Here is a 14993-nt window from a genome sequence, read left to right on the forward strand (position 1 = left end):
TGGCCATCGGTTCCTCACAGGTTTCTGACAGTCGTCCGCGACCGTCGCCGCATGACCAGATCCACCAGCCTCCTGGCGGTCGCCGTCCTGCTCGCCGCCGCCCTCGCCGGATGCGGCGGAACCTCGACGACCGACACCGGCAGCGGCCAGGTCGCCTCGTTGACCACGCCGGACGTGACCGCCTCCGCCACCGGCGCCGCGACCGACGGCGGGCGGCCGCAACTGCGCCTCGACTCGACGGACGAGGAGGAGAACGCGCTCTGGCAGGCGTACAACGTCTGTCTGTTCGAGCACGGGGTGAAGAAGAACGAAGGCCGGTCGGCGGGCGCCGCCGGTGACGGGACCGGGCTCTCGCTCGACCAGAGCGGGGAGCCGAAGGCGGCGTACGTGGCCTGCCAGAACAAGCTGCCGCTGCAGCCGCCGGAGCTCGACCGGGACAAGAACCCGAACTACGTGAGCCAGTGGAACGACTACGTGCAGTGCCTGCGCAAGCGCGGAGCGAACATCCACTCGCTGCCCGACGGCTCCGGCTGGACCTGGGACGACGACGTGAACACCGCCGGCCCGGGCCTCGACGAGGACGAGCTGCCCAAGGCGGAGAAGGACTGCACGATGGAGATCTTCGGTGGCAAGAAGTAAGGCCGTGATCATCGCCGTCGTCGTGGTGGCGCTCGGGGTGGCGGCTGGCACGACGCTGGCGCTGCGGGGTGGCGCGAAGGCCGCGGAGGCCGGCGCTCCCCCGCCACCCCTCGCGACGACGAAGGTGACCCGCACCGACCTCTCGGACACCCAGACGCTCGGCGGCACGCTCGGCTTCGGCCCGGAGCGGGTGGTCAAGGGCGCCGGGACGGGCATCGTCACCAAGCTGCCGCGGGTCGGCGACACCGTCGGCCGCGGCAAGCCGCTCTACTGGGTCGACGACCGGCCCGTCCCGGTGCTGTTCGGGGGCACGCCGCTGTTCCGCACGATCGACAAGGCCGGGCTGACCGGGAGCGACGTGCGGGTCGTCGCGGACAACCTCGCGGCGCTGGGCTACGCGACCGGGGTGAAGCCGGCCAAGGACGGCAAGGTGGAGTCGGGCCCGAAACTGCTCGCCGCGATCAAGAAATGGCAGGAGTCGCTCGGGCTCGAACCCACGGGGAGGATCGGCGTCGGTCAGGCGGTCGTGCTGCCGGGTCCGGTCCGGGTGAGCACCGTCAAGGCCCTGCCGGGCGACGACGTCGCGACCGAGCTCGTGGCGGTGACCGAGCGGACGAAGCTGGTCACCGTGCCGGTCAGCGCCGGCGACGCCAACGGCATCAAGGTGGGCGCGGCGGTGCGGGTGCTGCTGCCCGACGGCAAGGAGATCCCGGCCCGGGTCGGCTCCGTGTCCCGCACGGTCAAGGGCGGCGGCGACAGCGGCGCGGGCGAGACGACGGCGCCGACGGTGGACATCCTCGTCGCGCCGGACCAGGCCAAGGATGTGGCGGCCCTCGACGCGGCCGAGGTGCGGGTCGAGTTCACCAGCACCACCCACAAGGGCGTGCTGGCCGTGCCGGTGGACGCGCTCGTCGCGCTCCGCGAGGGCGGGCACGCCCTGCAGCTTCCCGGCGGCGGGTTGGTCGCCGTGGAGACCGGCATGTTCGCCCGCGGCCTGGTCGAGATCAGCGGCGCCGGGGTCGCCGAGGGCCTCGAGGTCGTGACGGCGTCGTGAGCGAACCGGTGCTGAGCGTGGACCGCGTCAGCAAGCGCTACCCGGGCGGTGTGACCGCGCTCGACGAGGTGTCGCTGACGATCCACGCCGGCGAGCTGCTGGCCATCGTGGGGCCGTCCGGGTCCGGCAAGTCGACCCTGCTGCACATCATGGGCACCCTCGACCTGCCGACCAGCGGACGGGTACGCGTCGCGGGACACGACGTCACCAGCCTCCCGGACCGTCGCCTGTCGGCGCTGCGGGGGCGCTGGCTCGGCTTCGTCTTCCAGCAGTTCCACCTCAACCCCGGGGCGGACGCGGTCGAGAACGTGGCCACCGGGCTGCTCTACGCGGGCGTGCCCCGCCGGCGGCGGCGCGCGCTGGCGGTCGAGGCGTTGGGCCGGGTCGGGCTGGGGCACCGGGTGGACCACCTGCCGCACCAGCTCTCCGGTGGCGAACGCCAGCGGGTGGCCATCGCCCGCGCCCTGGTCAACGACCCGGCGCTGGTGCTGGCCGACGAGCCGACAGGAGCGCTGGACACCGCCACCGGCGAGGCCGTGCTGACGCTGCTGCGCGGCCTGCACGCCGAGGGCACGACGATCGCCGTCATCACCCACGACCGGGAGATCGCCGCCAGGCTGCCCCGCCGGGTGGAGATCCGCGACGGCCGGATCGTGGTCGACACCGGGAGCGTGCGGTGAACGCGGCGAACCGGCCGCCGGCCCCGGTCCGGCTGGCCCCGGCCGACGTGCTGCGGCTCGGCCTGCTCGGCCTGACCGCCCGCCGCATGCGGGCCGTGCTGTCGGCGCTCGGCATCTCGATCGGCATCGCCACGATGGTGGTCGTGGCCGGCATCCCGGCCTCCAGCCAGCGGGACCTCGCCGACCAGCTCGCCGCGCTGGGCACCAACCTGCTGCGCGTGCAGCCGGTGCCGGACCAGAAGCCGCCGGTCCTGCTGCCGGAGAACTCGGTGGCCATGGTCGAGCGGATCGGTCCGGTGCTCGCGACCAGTGCCGTGGCCAACACGCACGCCGTGGTGCGTCGCAACGACCTGGTCGACCCGCACGACACCTCCGGGCTCACCGTGCTGGCCGCCCGCGGCGACCTGCTGGAGACCGTCAACGGGAAGGTCCGCTCCGGCCGGTTCCTCGGCGCCGACGAGCAGTTCCCGACGGTGGTGCTCGGCTACGTCGCGGCGAGCCGGCTCGGCATCGCCCTCACCGCGGGCCAGCCACTGCCCCAGGTCACCATCGACGACCACTGGTTCTCGGTGGTCGGCGTGCTGGACCCGATGCCGCTCGCGCCCGACCTGGAACGGTCGGCGCTGGTCGGCTGGGAACCGGCCCGCGGCGTGCTCGGCTTCGACGGCCACCCCACGGTCGTCTACGTGCGGGCCCGCGAGGACGCGCTGAACGACGTCCGCGGCGTGCTGCCCGCGACCCTCGACCCGCAGTTGCCGGGCCTGGTCCAGGTCAGCCGCCCGTCCGACGCGCTGGCCGCCAAGCAGGCCACCGAGACGGCCTTCGCCGGGCTCTTCCTCGGCCTGGCCGGGGTGGCCCTGCTGGTCGGCGGGGTCGGCGTCGCGAACACCATGCTCATCTCGGTGCTGGAACGGCGGCGCGAGATCGGGTTACGGCGGGCGCTCGGCGCCAACCGGGGACAGATCCGGGCGCAGTTCCTCACGGAGTCGGTGCTGCTCTCCCTCGCGGGCGGGGCCACCGGCACGGTGCTGGGCGTGCTGGCGACCGTCGGGTACGCGTCGTACCAGGGCTGGCCGGCCGTGGTCCCGGTGGTGTCGGTCGCGATCGGCATCGGCGCCGCCCTGCTGGTCGGCGTGGCGGCCGGGGTCTACCCGGCGGTCCGCGCCGCCCGGCTCACCCCGACGGAGGCACTGGCGACCAGCTAGCACGGAGCTGGTCGAGGATGCCGTCGTCGAGGTGGCCGTGCAGGCGTAGGCGGGCCATGCCGCCGTCCGGGTGGATGTCCAGGCGCACGTGGGTGACCGGGTCCGTGCGGAGCTCGAAGCGGTGCCGGGTGTCCGGGCGCAGCGGGGTGTGTGGCAGCAGCTCGCGCCAGGCGCTCTCGTCGGCCGGGTCGGCCTTGCGGTCGTCGACCCCGCGCAGGGTGGCCGCGCCCGGTGCGTTGCCCTTGAAGTGTGAGGTGTCCAGCTCCGCGAGGCGGATCCGGCCGGGCGCCGCGAGCCGCACGACGACCCAGTCGTTGCCGGCGTCGCGGCGCCGCCGGGTCTCCCAGCCCTCGCCCATCGTGCGGGCCAGGCCCGGCTCGATGAGCTGGTTCGGCGAGCCGTAGAACAGGTCGCTGCAGCCCACCACCCGGCCACCGTTGTCGACCGCGGCCAGGTCGAGCCAGCCGTCCGGGAAGCGGATCGGATCCGGCACGACCTCGCCGTGCACCCGTAGCCGGGCCACTCCCCCGTCGGGATGGATCACCAGCTTGACGTGCGTCACGATCCCGTCGGCCGAGACGTCGAACGGGTTGGCCGTGTCGCCGGCCAGCGGCGAGCGGGGCACCAGCGGCACCCAGTCGGCCTCCGCCAACGCGTCCGGACCAGGGTGGCCGTCGAGCCGGCACCCGAGGACCGAGGCCTCGGGCGGGAAGTTGCCCGTGAAGTGCGAGGTGTCGACCACGACGCCGCGCACCCGGCCGGCCGCGCCCAGCCGGACGATCGCCCAGTCCTCACCGGGCGAGCGCCGGCGGCGGGTCTCCCAACCGTCGTACACCTGGCCCTTGGGGCCGAACGTGCGCGGCGTGAAACCCGGCGGCTCCGGGGTGACCAGGTTGTCCGCGGCGGCGAACAGCTCGTCGTTGGTGTCGATCACGCCACCGCCGAGGCGCCGGGACGCGAGGTCCGGCAGGGCCAGCCAGGCGGCGGTCATCGGGCCGGCTCCAGCAGGTCGGCGGAGCGGGTGAGCAGCCGGCCGCGCGGCGGGTCGCCCGGTGTCACCTTCCGGCCGCCGAGCCACACCCGGCGGACCACACCGGTCAACTGCCGGCCGGCGTACGGCGTGACCGGATGCCGGTGGTGCAGCCCGTCCGGCCGCACGGTGAACGTGGCATCGGGGTCGAAGGCGATCAGGTCGGCGTCGGCACCGGGCGCGATCCGTCCCTTGTGGTGCAGGCCGACCAGGTCGGCGGGGCCGCTGCTCATCCAGCGCACCACGTCGGCGAGGTCGTGCCCGCGGGCCGCAGCGCTGGTCCAGACCAGCGGCAGGCCGAGCTGCAGGGAGGCGATGCCGCCCCAGGCCGCGGCGAAGTCGCCGGTCTCCGGGTGCTTGAGGGTCGGCGTCGACGGCGAGTGGTCGGACACCACGATGTCGAGCCCGCCGGCCGCGAGCGCCGCCCAGAGCCGGTCGCGGTTGGCCGAGCCGCGGATCGGCGGGCAGCACTTGTACTCGGTCGCGCCGTCGGGCACCTCGGCCGCGTCCAGCGTCAGATAGTGCGGGCACGTCTCCGCCGTCACCCGCACGCCGCGGGCCCGGCCGGCCTCGACCGCCGCCGCCGCGTCGGCGTCGGAGACGTGCAGGACGTGCACCCGCGACCCGGTGGCTTCGGCTGCGTCCAGCGCCGCGCCGACCGCCGCGCACTCGGCCGCGCCGGGCCGGGAGCGCTCGAAGTCCGCGTAGACCCGGGACGGCGGCGAGACCGCAAGCCGGGAAGGGTCCTCGGCGTGCACCAGGAACAGCGCGTCCACGACGGCCATCGCGGCGCGTAGCTCGGCCGGGGTCACCGGCGGGAACTCCGGCACGCCGGAGTCGGCCAGGAAGGCCTTGAAGCCGAACACCCCGGCCGCGTGCAGGGCGGGCAGGTCGCCGGCGTTGCCCGGGATCGCGCCGCCCCAGAAGCCCACGTCGACGTGGCACTGCCCGGCGGCCGCCGCCTGCTTCTCGGCCAGCGCCGCCGCCGTTACGGTCGGCGGCAGCGAGTTGAGCGGCATGTCGATAATCGTGGTGACACCGCCGGCCAGCGCGGCCCGGGTGGCGGTGGCGAAGCCCTCCCACTCGGTGCGGCCCGGCTCGTTGACGTGCACGTGGGTGTCGACCAGGCCCGGCATCAGCACCAGGTCGCCGAGGTCGAGGTCGGCGCGCGGCCGGCCGGGCAGCACGGCGGCGATCCGCCCGTCGCGCGCCTCGACACCGGCCGGGTCCACCGAGCCGTCCGGCAGGACCACCCTCGACGATCGGATCACGAAACCCACAGCGCCTCCAGGTCCGGACGGGCGAACGGCACCTCGGGCGGGTCCAGGGCGCCGCAGTCCAGGCCGCGCAACAGGAAGCCGGCCAGGGCCCGCGCCGTCGCCGGCTCGTCCAGGATCCCAGAGGACCGGCGATCCAGGTAGGCACTCAGCCGCTCGACCGCCGGGCCCGACCCACCCCGGAAGAACGCGTAGGTGGCCGCGAACCGGGTCGGCAGCTGCGCGGGGTGCAGGTCCCAGCCCTGGTAGAAGCCACGGGCGAGGGAGCGCAGCACCAGAGCGTGGTGGAGCTGCCAGGCGGCCTGGATGCCGGGGCCGACCGGCAGGACGTTGCACGAGCCGTCGGACAGCCGCACCCCGGTGCCGGCCACCGCCACCTGCATCACCGCCTTGGCGTGGTCGGCGGCCGGGTGGGCCAGGCTCTGCTCGGCGGCGGCCACGCCGAGCGCCGCGCTGTAGTCGTAGGTGCCGTAGTGCAGCCCGACGAGCCGGCCCTGGGCGGCGCCGGCCAGCCGGGACACGGTCGCGGTGCCGTCCGGGCCGAGCACCGCCAGTGGCGTCTCCACCTGGGCCTCGAACAGCAGCGACCGCGCCGGCAGGCCGTGGGCGAGCTCCAACTGGTCGCAGAGCCGGGCCATCGCCGCCACCTGGGCCGGCGCGCTCACCTTCGGCACGGTCACCACGAAGCCGGGCGGCAGGGCACCGTCCACGGCGGACAGAAACAGGTCCAGTGTGCGTACGCCCCGCCGGCGGGTGCCCTCCTCGAGCGACTTGATCCGCAGGCCGACGAACGGCGGTGCCGGGGCGAGCGAGAGCAGGGCGGCACCGGCGGCGGCCGCGGCGGCGTCCTCGACGTCGGCACCTCGGTCGCCGTAGCCGTCCTCGAAGTCGATCCGCAGGTCCTCGACCGGCTCGCGGGTCAGCTTGGCCACGACGCGGTCCCGCAGCTCCTCGGGGAACGGCAGCGCCGAGGACGCGTCCAGGGCGGCGAGGGCCTCGGCGCCCCACGTCGCGACGACGGAGGGACCGAACCTGTCGGCGGGTACGTACACCGTGTGCACCGGCTGCCGCCCGGTGACCGCGGCCCGGGGTCGGGCCCGCAGCACCGCGTCGACCGGGGCGAGGTGCGCGTCGAGGTCCCGGTAGACCGACTCCGGCAGCGTCATGGGGCCAGCGCGATGTGGTCCGGCCGCACCGGCACGCGGGTCAGGGCCAGCCCGGTCGCCGCGCGGATGGCCGCCACCACCGCCGGCGTCGAGGAGATCGTCGGTGGCTCGCCCACCCCGCGCAGGCCGTAGGGAGCGTCCGGGTCACCGCGTTCCAGCACGTCGACCTCCATCGGTGGCATGTCCAGGATCGTCGGGATCAGGTAGTCGGTGAAGGACGGGTTCCGGATCACCCCGTCGACCACCTGGATCTCCTCCATCACCGCGAGCCCGAGCCCCTGCGCCGTGCCGCCCTGGATCTGGCCGACCACGGCCTGCGGGTTGACCGCCTTGCCGACGTCCTGCGCGGTGGCGATCTCGACCACCCGGACCAGGCCCAGCTCGGTGTCGACGTCGACGACCGCACGGTGGGCGGCGAACGCGTACTGCACGTGCGCGTCTCCCTGGCCGGTCTCCGGGTCCAGCGGCCTGGTCGGCTTGTGCCGCCACTCCACGATCTCCTCGACGTCGCCTTCGCCGAGCAGGTCGACCAGCGACGCCACCACCGAGCCGTCGGACGCGACCACCTTGCCGTCGACCAGCGAGAGGGCATCGGTGCGGCCGACCCGGGCCAGCACCGTGGCGCGCACGGCCTGACAGGCGGCCCGGACGGCACCACCGGTCATGTACGTCTGCCGGGACGCCGACGACGACCCGGCGCTGCCCACCGAGGTGTCGGCGGTGGCCACCGTGACCCGGCTGACGCCGAGCTCCGTGCGGGCGATCTGCGCCTGCACGGTGACCAGCCCCTGGCCGACCTCGGCGGCGGCGGTGTGCACGAGCACGGCGGGCTCGCCGCCGAGCACGGACAGCCGCACCCGGGCGGTCGAGAAGTCGTCGAAGCCCTCGGAGAAGCAGACGTTCTTGATGCCGATGGCGTAGCCGACGCCGCGCACCACGGCCTCGCCCCGGGTCGTGTTGGCCACGCCACCGGGCCGCTCGCGCGGGTCACCGGTGGCCGCCGGCGGCAACGGCCGGTCGCGCACCAGCGCGAGCAGCTCGTCCACCGGCGCCGGGCCGGACACGATCTGGCCGGTCGGCATCACCGAGCCGGTCGTCATCGCGTTGCGGCGGCGGACCTCCACCGGGTCGACCCCGATGGCGGCGGCCAGCTTGTCCATCTGCGACTCGTACGCGAAGCAGGCCTGCACCGCTCCGAAGCCGCGCATCGCGCCGCAGGGCGGGTTGTTCGTGTAGACGCCGTACGCGTCGACCACCACGGTCGGCACGTCGTAGGGCCCGACGCCGAGGGTGGCCGCGTTGGCGACGACGGCCGGGGTCGACGAGGTGTACGCGCCGCCGTCGAGCACGATCCGCGCCTTGACGTAGACGAGCTTGCCGGACCGGTCGGCGCCGTGCTCGTATTCCAATCGCGCCGGATGCCGGTGCACGTGGCCGAAGAACGACTCCTCCCGGCCGTACACCATCTTGACGGGCTTGCCCGTGTGCAGGGCGAGCAGGCTGGCGTGCACCTGCATCGAGAGGTCCTCGCGGGCGCCGAAGGCACCGCCGACTCCGGCGAGGCGCAGCCGCACCAGCTCCGGCGGCAGGCCCAGGCAGGCGGCCACCTGCTTCTGGTCGACGTGCAGCCACTGGGTGGCGACGAACAGGTCGACGCCGCCGTCCTCGGCCGGCACCGCGAGACCGGACTCGGGGCCGAGGAACGCCTGGTCCTGCATGCCGACCTCGTACGTGCCGGTGACCACCACGTCGGCGGTCAGCGCGTCGCCCCCGGCCGAGGCGAACCGGTGCACGGGCACGTGCCGGACCAGGTCGCCGCGGGACAGCGCCTCCTCCGGGTCGGTGACCGGGGCGCGCACGGCATATTCCACCTTGATCCGGGCGGCCGCGCGGCGGGCCGTCTCCGGGTGGTCGGCGGCCACGAGGGCCACCGGCTCGCCCTCGTAGCGCACCTCGTCGACGGCGAGCACCGGCTGGTCGACGACCTCGAGCCCGTAGCGCTTGGCGCCCGGCACGTCGTCGGCGGTCAGCACCGCGTAGACGCCGGGCACGGCCAGCGCCCCGGTGATGTCGATGGCCCGGACCTCGGCGCTCGGGTGCGGCGAGCGGACGGTCGCACCCCAGAGCATCTCGTCGGCCCACAGGTCGGACGAGTAGGCGAACTCGCCGGACACCTTGAGGATGCCGTCGGGCCGGGGTGCCGAGGTGCCGACGCCGTCCGCGACGGTGGTCGGCTCGCGGGTCAGGGTGCTCATCGGGCCCTCCGCATCAGCGCACGGTGGGCGCGGCGGGTGCGCCGGGTCAGGTCACGGTCGTCGGCGGTACGCAGCTCCCCGTACTCCACGATGGTCCGCCCGCCGACCGTGAGCAGCTCCAACGTGGCGGGCGGGCCGAAGACCAGCGCCGTGACCGGGTCGTCGATGCCGGCGTGCCCGAGGTCGTCGAGCCGCCACAGCGCGAGGTCCGCCAGCTTGCCCGGCTCGATGGAGCCCAGCTCGCCCTCCCGGCCGAGGCAGCGCGCGCCGCCCATCGTGCCCAGCCGCAGCGCCTCGCGGGCGGTCAGCCCGGTCGGCCCGCCGCGCAGCCGGGCGGTGTAGAGCGCCTGGCGCAGCTCGGCGCCGAGCTGGTTGGCCTCCTGCGAGGCCGCGCCGTCGACGCCGAGCCCGACCGGCACGCCGGCGTCGATCAGCTCGCGCACCCGGGCCATGCCGGCGCCGAGCCGGGCGTTGGAGCTCGGGCAGTGCGCGACGGCGGTGCCGGTCGCGGCCAGCTTGGCGATCGCGGGGTCGTCGAGGTGCACCGCGTGGGCCAGCCAGACGTCGTCGCCGAGCCAGCCGAGCCGCTCGGCGTACTCCACCGGGGTGCAGTCGAACTGCGCGCGGCAGAAGTCGGTCTCGTCGGCGGTCTCGGCCAGGTGGGTGTGCAGCCGCACGCCGTGCCGCCGGGCCAGTGCGGCCGCCTCCTCCATCAGCCGGCCGGTGACCGAGAACGGCGAGCAGGGCGCGACCGCGATCCGCAGCATCGAGTCGGGCGCCGGGTCGTGGTAGCGGGTGATCGCCTCTTCCGTGGCGGCGAGCGCCTCGTCGGTCTTCTCCACCACCTCGTCGGGCGGCAGCCCGCCGGCCGAGCGGCCGAGGTCCATCGAGCCCCGGGTCGGGTGGAACCGCAGGCCGACCTCCTGCGCCGCAGCGACCTGGGCGGCCATCAGGTCACCGGCCTCGCCCGGGTAGACGTAGTGGTGGTCGGTGCTGGTGGTGCAGCCCGACAGGGCCAGCCAGCCGAGGCCGGCCGCGGTGGTCGCCGAGACGATCTCGGCGTCGATCCCGGCCCAGATCGGGTAGAGCGTGGTCAGCCACTCGAAGAGGGTGCCGTCCTGGGCCAGCCCGCGGGTCGCCCACTGGTAGAGGTGGTGGTGGGTGTTGACCAGGCCGGGGGTGAGCAGGCAGCCGGTGCCGTCGATCCGGCGGATCGAGGCGAACCGGCCGGCGTGGCCGTCGCCGACCTCGGCGATCCGCCCGTCGTCGCCGATCACCACGTGCCCGTCGGAGTATTCGGTGCCGGCGGCGTCGACCGTGGCGATCGCGCAGTTCTCGATGAGGATCATGACGTCGCCGCCAACCGGACGGCTTCCATGATCTTCTCGTAGCCGGTGCACCGGCACAGGTTGCCGGCCAGCGCCTCGCGGATGTCCGGGTCGGTCGGAGCGGGGTCGCGGGCCAGCAGGTCGTGCACCGCCACGATCAGCCCGGGGGTGCAGAAGCCGCACTGGACGGCGCCGGTCGCGAGGAAGGCCCGCTGGACGCGGTCGAGCTGCTCCTCACCCGAGCCCGTTGCGAGCCCCTCGACGGTGGTGATCGTGCGGCCGTCGGCCTGGCCGGCCGCGACCAGGCAGGAGCAGACCGGCAGGCCGTCGAGGTAGACCGTGCAGGAACCGCACTCGCCCTGTTCGCAGGCGTTCTTCGCGCCGGGCAGGCCGAGCCGCTCGCGGAGCACGTAGAGCAGGCTCTCGCCCGGCCAGACGTCGTCGGCCTGGCGCGTCTCGCCGTTGACCACACAGGTGACTCTCATGCGGCACCTCCCAGATCGGTCCAGGCCCAGGCCAGCGTCCGGCGGGCCAGCACGGCGAGCGCGTGCCGCCGGTAGTCCGCGCTACCGCGCACGTCGTCGATCGGCCGTGCGGCCGCGCCGACCAGGTCGCCGAACCGGTTCGCCATCGCCGCCGGCACCGGGCCGCGGGTCTCCCACGGCAGCTCGGCGGCGAGGAAGTCGGCCGCCTCGGTCGCCCGCAGCGGGGTCGGGCCGGCCGAGCCGATCCCGGTGCCGACCGCGTGGGTCTCCGGGTCCAGGGACAGCGCGAACGAGCAGACCGCGATCACCATCGCGTTGCGGGTGCCGACCTTGGCGAACTGCTCGGCGCCGGGCCGCGCCGGCACCAGGAAGGCGGCGATCAGCTCGTCGGGCGTCTTCACCGACCGCTTGGGCCCGACGAAGTACTCGGTGACCGGCACCCGGCGGGTGCCCCGGGTGGACGCGAGCTCGACCAGCGCGCCGGCGGCCAGCAGCGCCGGGTGGGCGTCGCCGGCCGGCGAGGCGGAGCCCAGGTTGCCGCCGACCGTGGCCCGGTTGCGGATCTGCGGCGACCCGACGGTGCGGGACGCCAGCGCGAGCCCCGGCACCCGCCCGGCCAGCTCGTCGATCAGCCGCCGGTACGTGACGCCCGCGCCGATCCGCAGCAGGTCGCCGTCGGTCCCCCAGTCGTCGAGCGTCGGGACCCGGGTCAGGTCGAGCAGCGCGGCCGGGCGGGACCGGTCGAAGTTGAGGTCGACCATCACGTCGGTGCCACCGGCGATCGGCACCGCGTCGGGATGGGCCGCCTTGGCGGCCAGGGCCTCGGCCCAGTCGGACGGTCGCAGGAACTCCATGCTCACCACGCTTCCGGCGCCGGCGGCGCGTCGTCGCGCAGCACGGTGCCCTCGATCAGCCCGTACGGGCGGTCGGTGGCGACGTACACCTCGTTGTCGTTGCCGAGCCCGAACGGCGCCAGGTCGACCAGGAAATGGTGCTTGTTCGGCAGGGTCAGCCGAATCTCGGCCAGCTCCTTCTGCTGCTCCAGGGCCCGGCTGCCCATCGCGTAGAGGGTCTGCTGCAGCGAGTAGCTGTAGGTGTCGACGAACGCGGCCACCAGCGCGTCGCGTACCCCCTGGAAAGAGGAACCCCACGACGGGCCGTCGCCGATCGCGGACCAGCGCCACCGGGCGGCGACCTCGGTCGCCAGGATCCGGTCAGTGGTCTCCGGCAGCGTGGTGTAGCCGTCGCGCACGTAGCCGTGGAACTCGGAGTCCGTGGTGTTCGCGACGACCAGGCCCGCCAGCCCGCTGACCACGTGGGACGCGTCGGCGGTCACGGTGACGCTCGCGTGGCGGGTCGGGCCGCCGTCATGGGAGAACGAGTGCGGACCGAGCCGCGACCAGGGGTGCTCCACCAGATCGACCCTGGCCCAGTGGATGGCCGGCTGGGTGTCGACGAAATGCCGCGCGAGTAACAGACCGAACGCCTCGGGCTCGTCGACGCCGTAGCGCTTCGCGAACGCGTACACCGTGTTCTTCTGGGTGTCGGTGGGCAGCACGCCGCTGTTGTCGCCGCTGTGCGCGGGGGCCAGGTCGCCGGCCAGCGCCACGCTGACGGTGAGGTCGCGCAGGTCGTGCCGCGGCCCGTCGCGGACCACCCGGACGAGGCGGACCTCGGCCTTGCCGTAGCGGTTGTCGCCCAGGGTGATCGCCATGGCGTCAGCTCCCCCGGTACGTCGTGTAGCCGTGCCGGTTGAGCAGCAGCGGCACGTGGTGGTGCTGGGCCGGCTCGCTGACCCGGAAGCCGATGACGACCTCGGGGAAGAACGTCGGGTCGTCGAGGTAGCCGGCGACATCGAAGACCAGCCGGTAGTCGCCGGCCGCCCAGCCCTCGGCCGGCACCCAGTCGCGCAGCCGGCCGTCGTCGTCGGTGCGCCCCTTGGCCAGGGTCTCGGCGCCGCGCTCGAGCTTGACCGCGACGCCCGCCGCGGGCTTGCCGCGACCGAGGTCGAGCACGTGCGTCGACAGCGGCGCCGTCGCGTCGGTGACCAGCCGCTCCAGCCGCAGCAAAGCGATCTTGCGAAGCTCCTCCTGGACGACCCGGTGCTCGGTCTCGTCGTCGTTGTCGAGCCGGTGCCGCACCGCGTCGAGGATCTCGGCCTGCGACTTGCCCGTGGCGAAGATCAGGAAGACGTGGTCGAACCGGCGCTCGTAGTCGAGGTTGGCCCGCTTGAGCGCGGTGCGGGTGTCGGCGTCGGCGGCCACGCCGGACTGCTCCTGCCGGGACCAGGACGACTCCCGGTCGTCGCCCGCCGGCCGCTCGCCGATCCGCGGGTGCGCGGAGATCGCCAGGGAGACGTCGGACCAGGTGAGCCGGCGCAGCGCGGCGTCGGCGGCAGTCAGCAGGGCGGCGCGATCCGGGTACGGGCGACCGGCGGCGACCGCCTCCGCCCAGCTCGGCACCGCACAGCAGGCGAACAGCTCACGCTCGGCTTCCGCGGGCGTGAGTCGGTTGAACCGGTCGACGTCGCCGATGACGTCCCCCTTAAAGACGGATACCGAATGACTACTCCAGCGAGCGCCCCCGATCAAGGGTTCGGCGGCGTATCCAGGTCGGTGTCGTCGGCGATGTCGCCGCAGGGCACCACGGTGAGCGCGGTGTCGTGGGCGCGCAGGTAGGCGCGGGCGCCCGCGTCGCCGGTGGCGGTGTCGGCGACCCCGGCCCAGTGGTCGCGGCCCAGGACGACCGGGTGGCCGCGCCGGTCGGCGTAGCCGCCCATGGCCAGGGTGGCCGGGCCGGCGCCGGCGATGACCCGGGCGACGGCGGCCGGCGTGATGCCCGGCATGTCGACCAGCAGCACGGCGGCGGCGGTGGCATCGGTGGCGTCGAGGGCGGCCAGGCCGGCGCGCAGCGACGAGCCCATGCCGGTCTCCCAGTCGGGGTTGTCGACGAGCACCGCGTCGCCGAGGTCGGCCCGCGCGCGGACCTGGTCGGCGACCGCGCCGACGACGACGTAGACCGGGTCGAGCCCGCCCGCGCGGGCGGTGGCGACGGCCCGCTCGACGAGCAACATGCCGTCCAGGCGGACGAGCGCCTTGGGTCCGCCGTAGCGCCGGCCGGCTCCGGCGGCGAGTACGAGCCCGGCTGTCATGCCTCGGAACCCTAGTCGTTAGAGGGAAAACGTCGAACGTTACACCCCGATATGCCCCCTTCGCGTGCTATATACATCGGCCTTTCGGCTAGCTTTTCGCTGGCCGATCAGGCTACGGTGAGTGCCGAACGGTTAGTACGTGCTCCACAGCAAACATCAACACACTGCACATAACGGAGGTCCCCCCATGACCGTGCAGACCGCGGAGAAGGTCGGCGCAACCCGCACAGGCACGCTCAACGACAGCGCGACCGAGTTGCTCGCCGCCCTGGCCGCCCTGCCGGCCGACCACCCGTCCCGGGCCGCGTTGCGCGACCGCACCATCGAGGCCTGGCTCCCCCTGGCCAACCACCTCGCCCACCGCTACAGCGGCCGCGGCGAACCCACCGACGACCTCCTCCAGACCGCGGCGGTCGGCCTCATCAAGGCGGTCGACAAGTTCGACCCGTCGCGTGGCGTCGACTTCGCGGGCTACGCGATCCCGACCATCATCGGCGAGCTCAAGCGCCACTTCCGCGACCGCACCTGGGACATCCGCGTGCCGCGGCGGTTGCAGGAGCTGCGGCTGGCGATCTCGGAGGCCAACAGCTCGCTGCTGCAGACGCTGGGCCGCTCGCCGACGGTGGCGGACGTCGCCGCGCACCTCAAGATCTCCGAGGAAGAGGTCCTGGAGGGCCTGGAGGGCGCCCGGGCGTACAACGCGGTGTCGCTCTCGACGCCGAC

The 14993-nt window shown here is 74.2% G+C and carries 15 protein-coding genes; 5 read left to right on the forward strand and 10 right to left on the reverse strand.

The genetic code is table 11. The annotated features are described in order from the left end of the window. Positions 1-51 precede the first annotated feature (51 nt). Genes CHC05_RS37080 through CHC05_RS37095 form a run of 4 tightly spaced genes read left to right on the forward strand, consistent with a single transcriptional unit; the run spans position 52 to position 3578 of the window. Entirely contained in the window at positions 52-639 is a 588-nt protein-coding gene (locus CHC05_RS37080) for a hypothetical protein (RefSeq protein ID WP_089255318.1), read from the forward strand. Next, positions 626-1693, forward strand: a complete 1068-nt coding sequence (locus CHC05_RS42895) for a peptidoglycan-binding protein (protein WP_245871416.1) — start codon at positions 626-628, stop codon at positions 1691-1693. The genes CHC05_RS37080 and CHC05_RS42895 overlap by 14 nt, the downstream gene beginning before the upstream one ends. Then, positions 1690-2373, forward strand: coding sequence for an ABC transporter ATP-binding protein (locus CHC05_RS42900; RefSeq protein ID WP_089255320.1), 684 nt, complete (start codon positions 1690-1692; stop codon positions 2371-2373). Before CHC05_RS42895 ends, CHC05_RS42900 begins: the two co-directional genes overlap by 4 nt. After that, on the forward strand, positions 2370-3578 hold the full coding sequence (locus CHC05_RS37095) for an ABC transporter permease (RefSeq protein ID WP_245871417.1): 1209 nt from the start codon (positions 2370-2372) through the stop codon (positions 3576-3578). Before CHC05_RS42900 ends, CHC05_RS37095 begins: the two co-directional genes overlap by 4 nt. Here CHC05_RS37095 and alc read toward each other — a convergent pair. Genes alc through CHC05_RS37145 form a run of 10 tightly spaced genes read right to left on the reverse strand, consistent with a single transcriptional unit; the run spans position 3547 to position 14270 of the window. Beyond that, positions 3547-4569 carry an allantoicase gene (gene alc / locus CHC05_RS37100; protein ID WP_089255321.1) on the reverse strand — a complete coding sequence of 341 codons (1023 nt, stop codon included), beginning with the start codon at positions 4567-4569 and terminating at the stop codon, positions 3547-3549. The two genes, CHC05_RS37095 and alc, sit on opposite strands and share 32 nt — an antisense overlap. Then, positions 4566-5888: an allantoinase AllB gene (gene allB, locus CHC05_RS37105; RefSeq protein WP_089255322.1), complete on the reverse strand. Its 1323-nt coding sequence runs from the start codon at positions 5886-5888 to the stop codon at positions 4566-4568. The genes alc and allB overlap by 4 nt, the downstream gene beginning before the upstream one ends. Then, positions 5876-7051: a DUF6986 family protein gene (locus CHC05_RS37110; RefSeq protein ID WP_089255323.1), complete on the reverse strand. Its 1176-nt coding sequence runs from the start codon at positions 7049-7051 to the stop codon at positions 5876-5878. Before CHC05_RS37110 ends, allB begins: the two co-directional genes overlap by 13 nt. Continuing rightward, entirely contained in the window at positions 7048-9306 is a 2259-nt protein-coding gene (gene pucD, locus CHC05_RS37115; protein WP_089255324.1) for a xanthine dehydrogenase subunit D, read from the reverse strand. Before pucD ends, CHC05_RS37110 begins: the two co-directional genes overlap by 4 nt. Further along, entirely contained in the window at positions 9303-10655 is a 1353-nt protein-coding gene (locus CHC05_RS37120; RefSeq protein WP_089255325.1) for an 8-oxoguanine deaminase, read from the reverse strand. Before CHC05_RS37120 ends, pucD begins: the two co-directional genes overlap by 4 nt. Further along, entirely contained in the window at positions 10652-11119 is a 468-nt protein-coding gene (locus CHC05_RS37125) for a (2Fe-2S)-binding protein (RefSeq protein ID WP_089255326.1), read from the reverse strand. The genes CHC05_RS37120 and CHC05_RS37125 overlap by 4 nt, the downstream gene beginning before the upstream one ends. After that, complete coding sequence (locus tag CHC05_RS37130; RefSeq protein WP_089255327.1) at positions 11116-11973, reverse strand: FAD binding domain-containing protein; 858 nt, start codon at positions 11971-11973, stop codon at positions 11116-11118. The genes CHC05_RS37125 and CHC05_RS37130 overlap by 4 nt, the downstream gene beginning before the upstream one ends. 2 nt (positions 11974-11975) lie before the next feature. Further along, entirely contained in the window at positions 11976-12833 is an 858-nt protein-coding gene (gene pucL, locus CHC05_RS37135; protein ID WP_089255328.1) for a factor-independent urate hydroxylase, read from the reverse strand. Between the two features lie 4 nt (positions 12834-12837). Continuing rightward, the gene (gene uraD, locus CHC05_RS37140; RefSeq protein ID WP_089255329.1) at positions 12838-13710 is read right to left on the reverse strand and encodes a 2-oxo-4-hydroxy-4-carboxy-5-ureidoimidazoline decarboxylase; all 873 of its coding nucleotides are present in this window, start codon (positions 13708-13710) and stop codon (positions 12838-12840) included. Next, on the reverse strand, positions 13707-14270 hold the full coding sequence (locus tag CHC05_RS37145) for a nucleotidyltransferase family protein (protein WP_089255330.1): 564 nt from the start codon (positions 14268-14270) through the stop codon (positions 13707-13709). The genes uraD and CHC05_RS37145 overlap by 4 nt, the downstream gene beginning before the upstream one ends. Positions 14271-14457: 187 nt before the next feature. On the opposite strand from CHC05_RS37145, the gene CHC05_RS37150 reads away from it, so the two are divergent. Next, on the forward strand, positions 14458-14993 hold a 536-nt coding region (locus tag CHC05_RS37150; RefSeq protein WP_144022938.1), incomplete at its 3' end, for a sigma-70 family RNA polymerase sigma factor.

It is taken from the genome of Asanoa hainanensis, assembly GCF_900188485.1.
Lineage (GTDB): Bacteria > Actinomycetota > Actinomycetes > Mycobacteriales > Micromonosporaceae > Asanoa > Asanoa hainanensis.

What these genes read in the sequence shown, in the direction of transcription:
- CHC05_RS37080 (WP_089255318.1), top strand. Translation starts at nt 52, where the DNA reads ATGACCAGATCCACCAGCCTCCTGGCGGTCGCCGTCCTGCTCGCCGCC.
- alc (WP_089255321.1), bottom strand. Translation starts at nt 4,569, where the DNA reads ATGACCGCCGCCTGGCTGGCCCTGCCGGACCTCGCGTCCCGGCGCCTC.
- CHC05_RS37110 (WP_089255323.1), bottom strand. Translation starts at nt 7,051, where the DNA reads ATGACGCTGCCGGAGTCGGTCTACCGGGACCTCGACGCGCACCTCGCC.
- pucD (WP_089255324.1), bottom strand. Translation starts at nt 9,306, where the DNA reads ATGAGCACCCTGACCCGCGAGCCGACCACCGTCGCGGACGGCGTCGGC.
- CHC05_RS37120 (WP_089255325.1), bottom strand. Translation starts at nt 10,655, where the DNA reads ATGATCCTCATCGAGAACTGCGCGATCGCCACGGTCGACGCCGCCGGC.
- CHC05_RS37125 (WP_089255326.1), bottom strand. Translation starts at nt 11,119, where the DNA reads ATGAGAGTCACCTGTGTGGTCAACGGCGAGACGCGCCAGGCCGACGAC.
- CHC05_RS37130 (WP_089255327.1), bottom strand. Translation starts at nt 11,973, where the DNA reads ATGGAGTTCCTGCGACCGTCCGACTGGGCCGAGGCCCTGGCCGCCAAG.
- pucL (WP_089255328.1), bottom strand. Translation starts at nt 12,833, where the DNA reads ATGGCGATCACCCTGGGCGACAACCGCTACGGCAAGGCCGAGGTCCGC.
- CHC05_RS37145 (WP_089255330.1), bottom strand. Translation starts at nt 14,270, where the DNA reads ATGACAGCCGGGCTCGTACTCGCCGCCGGAGCCGGCCGGCGCTACGGC.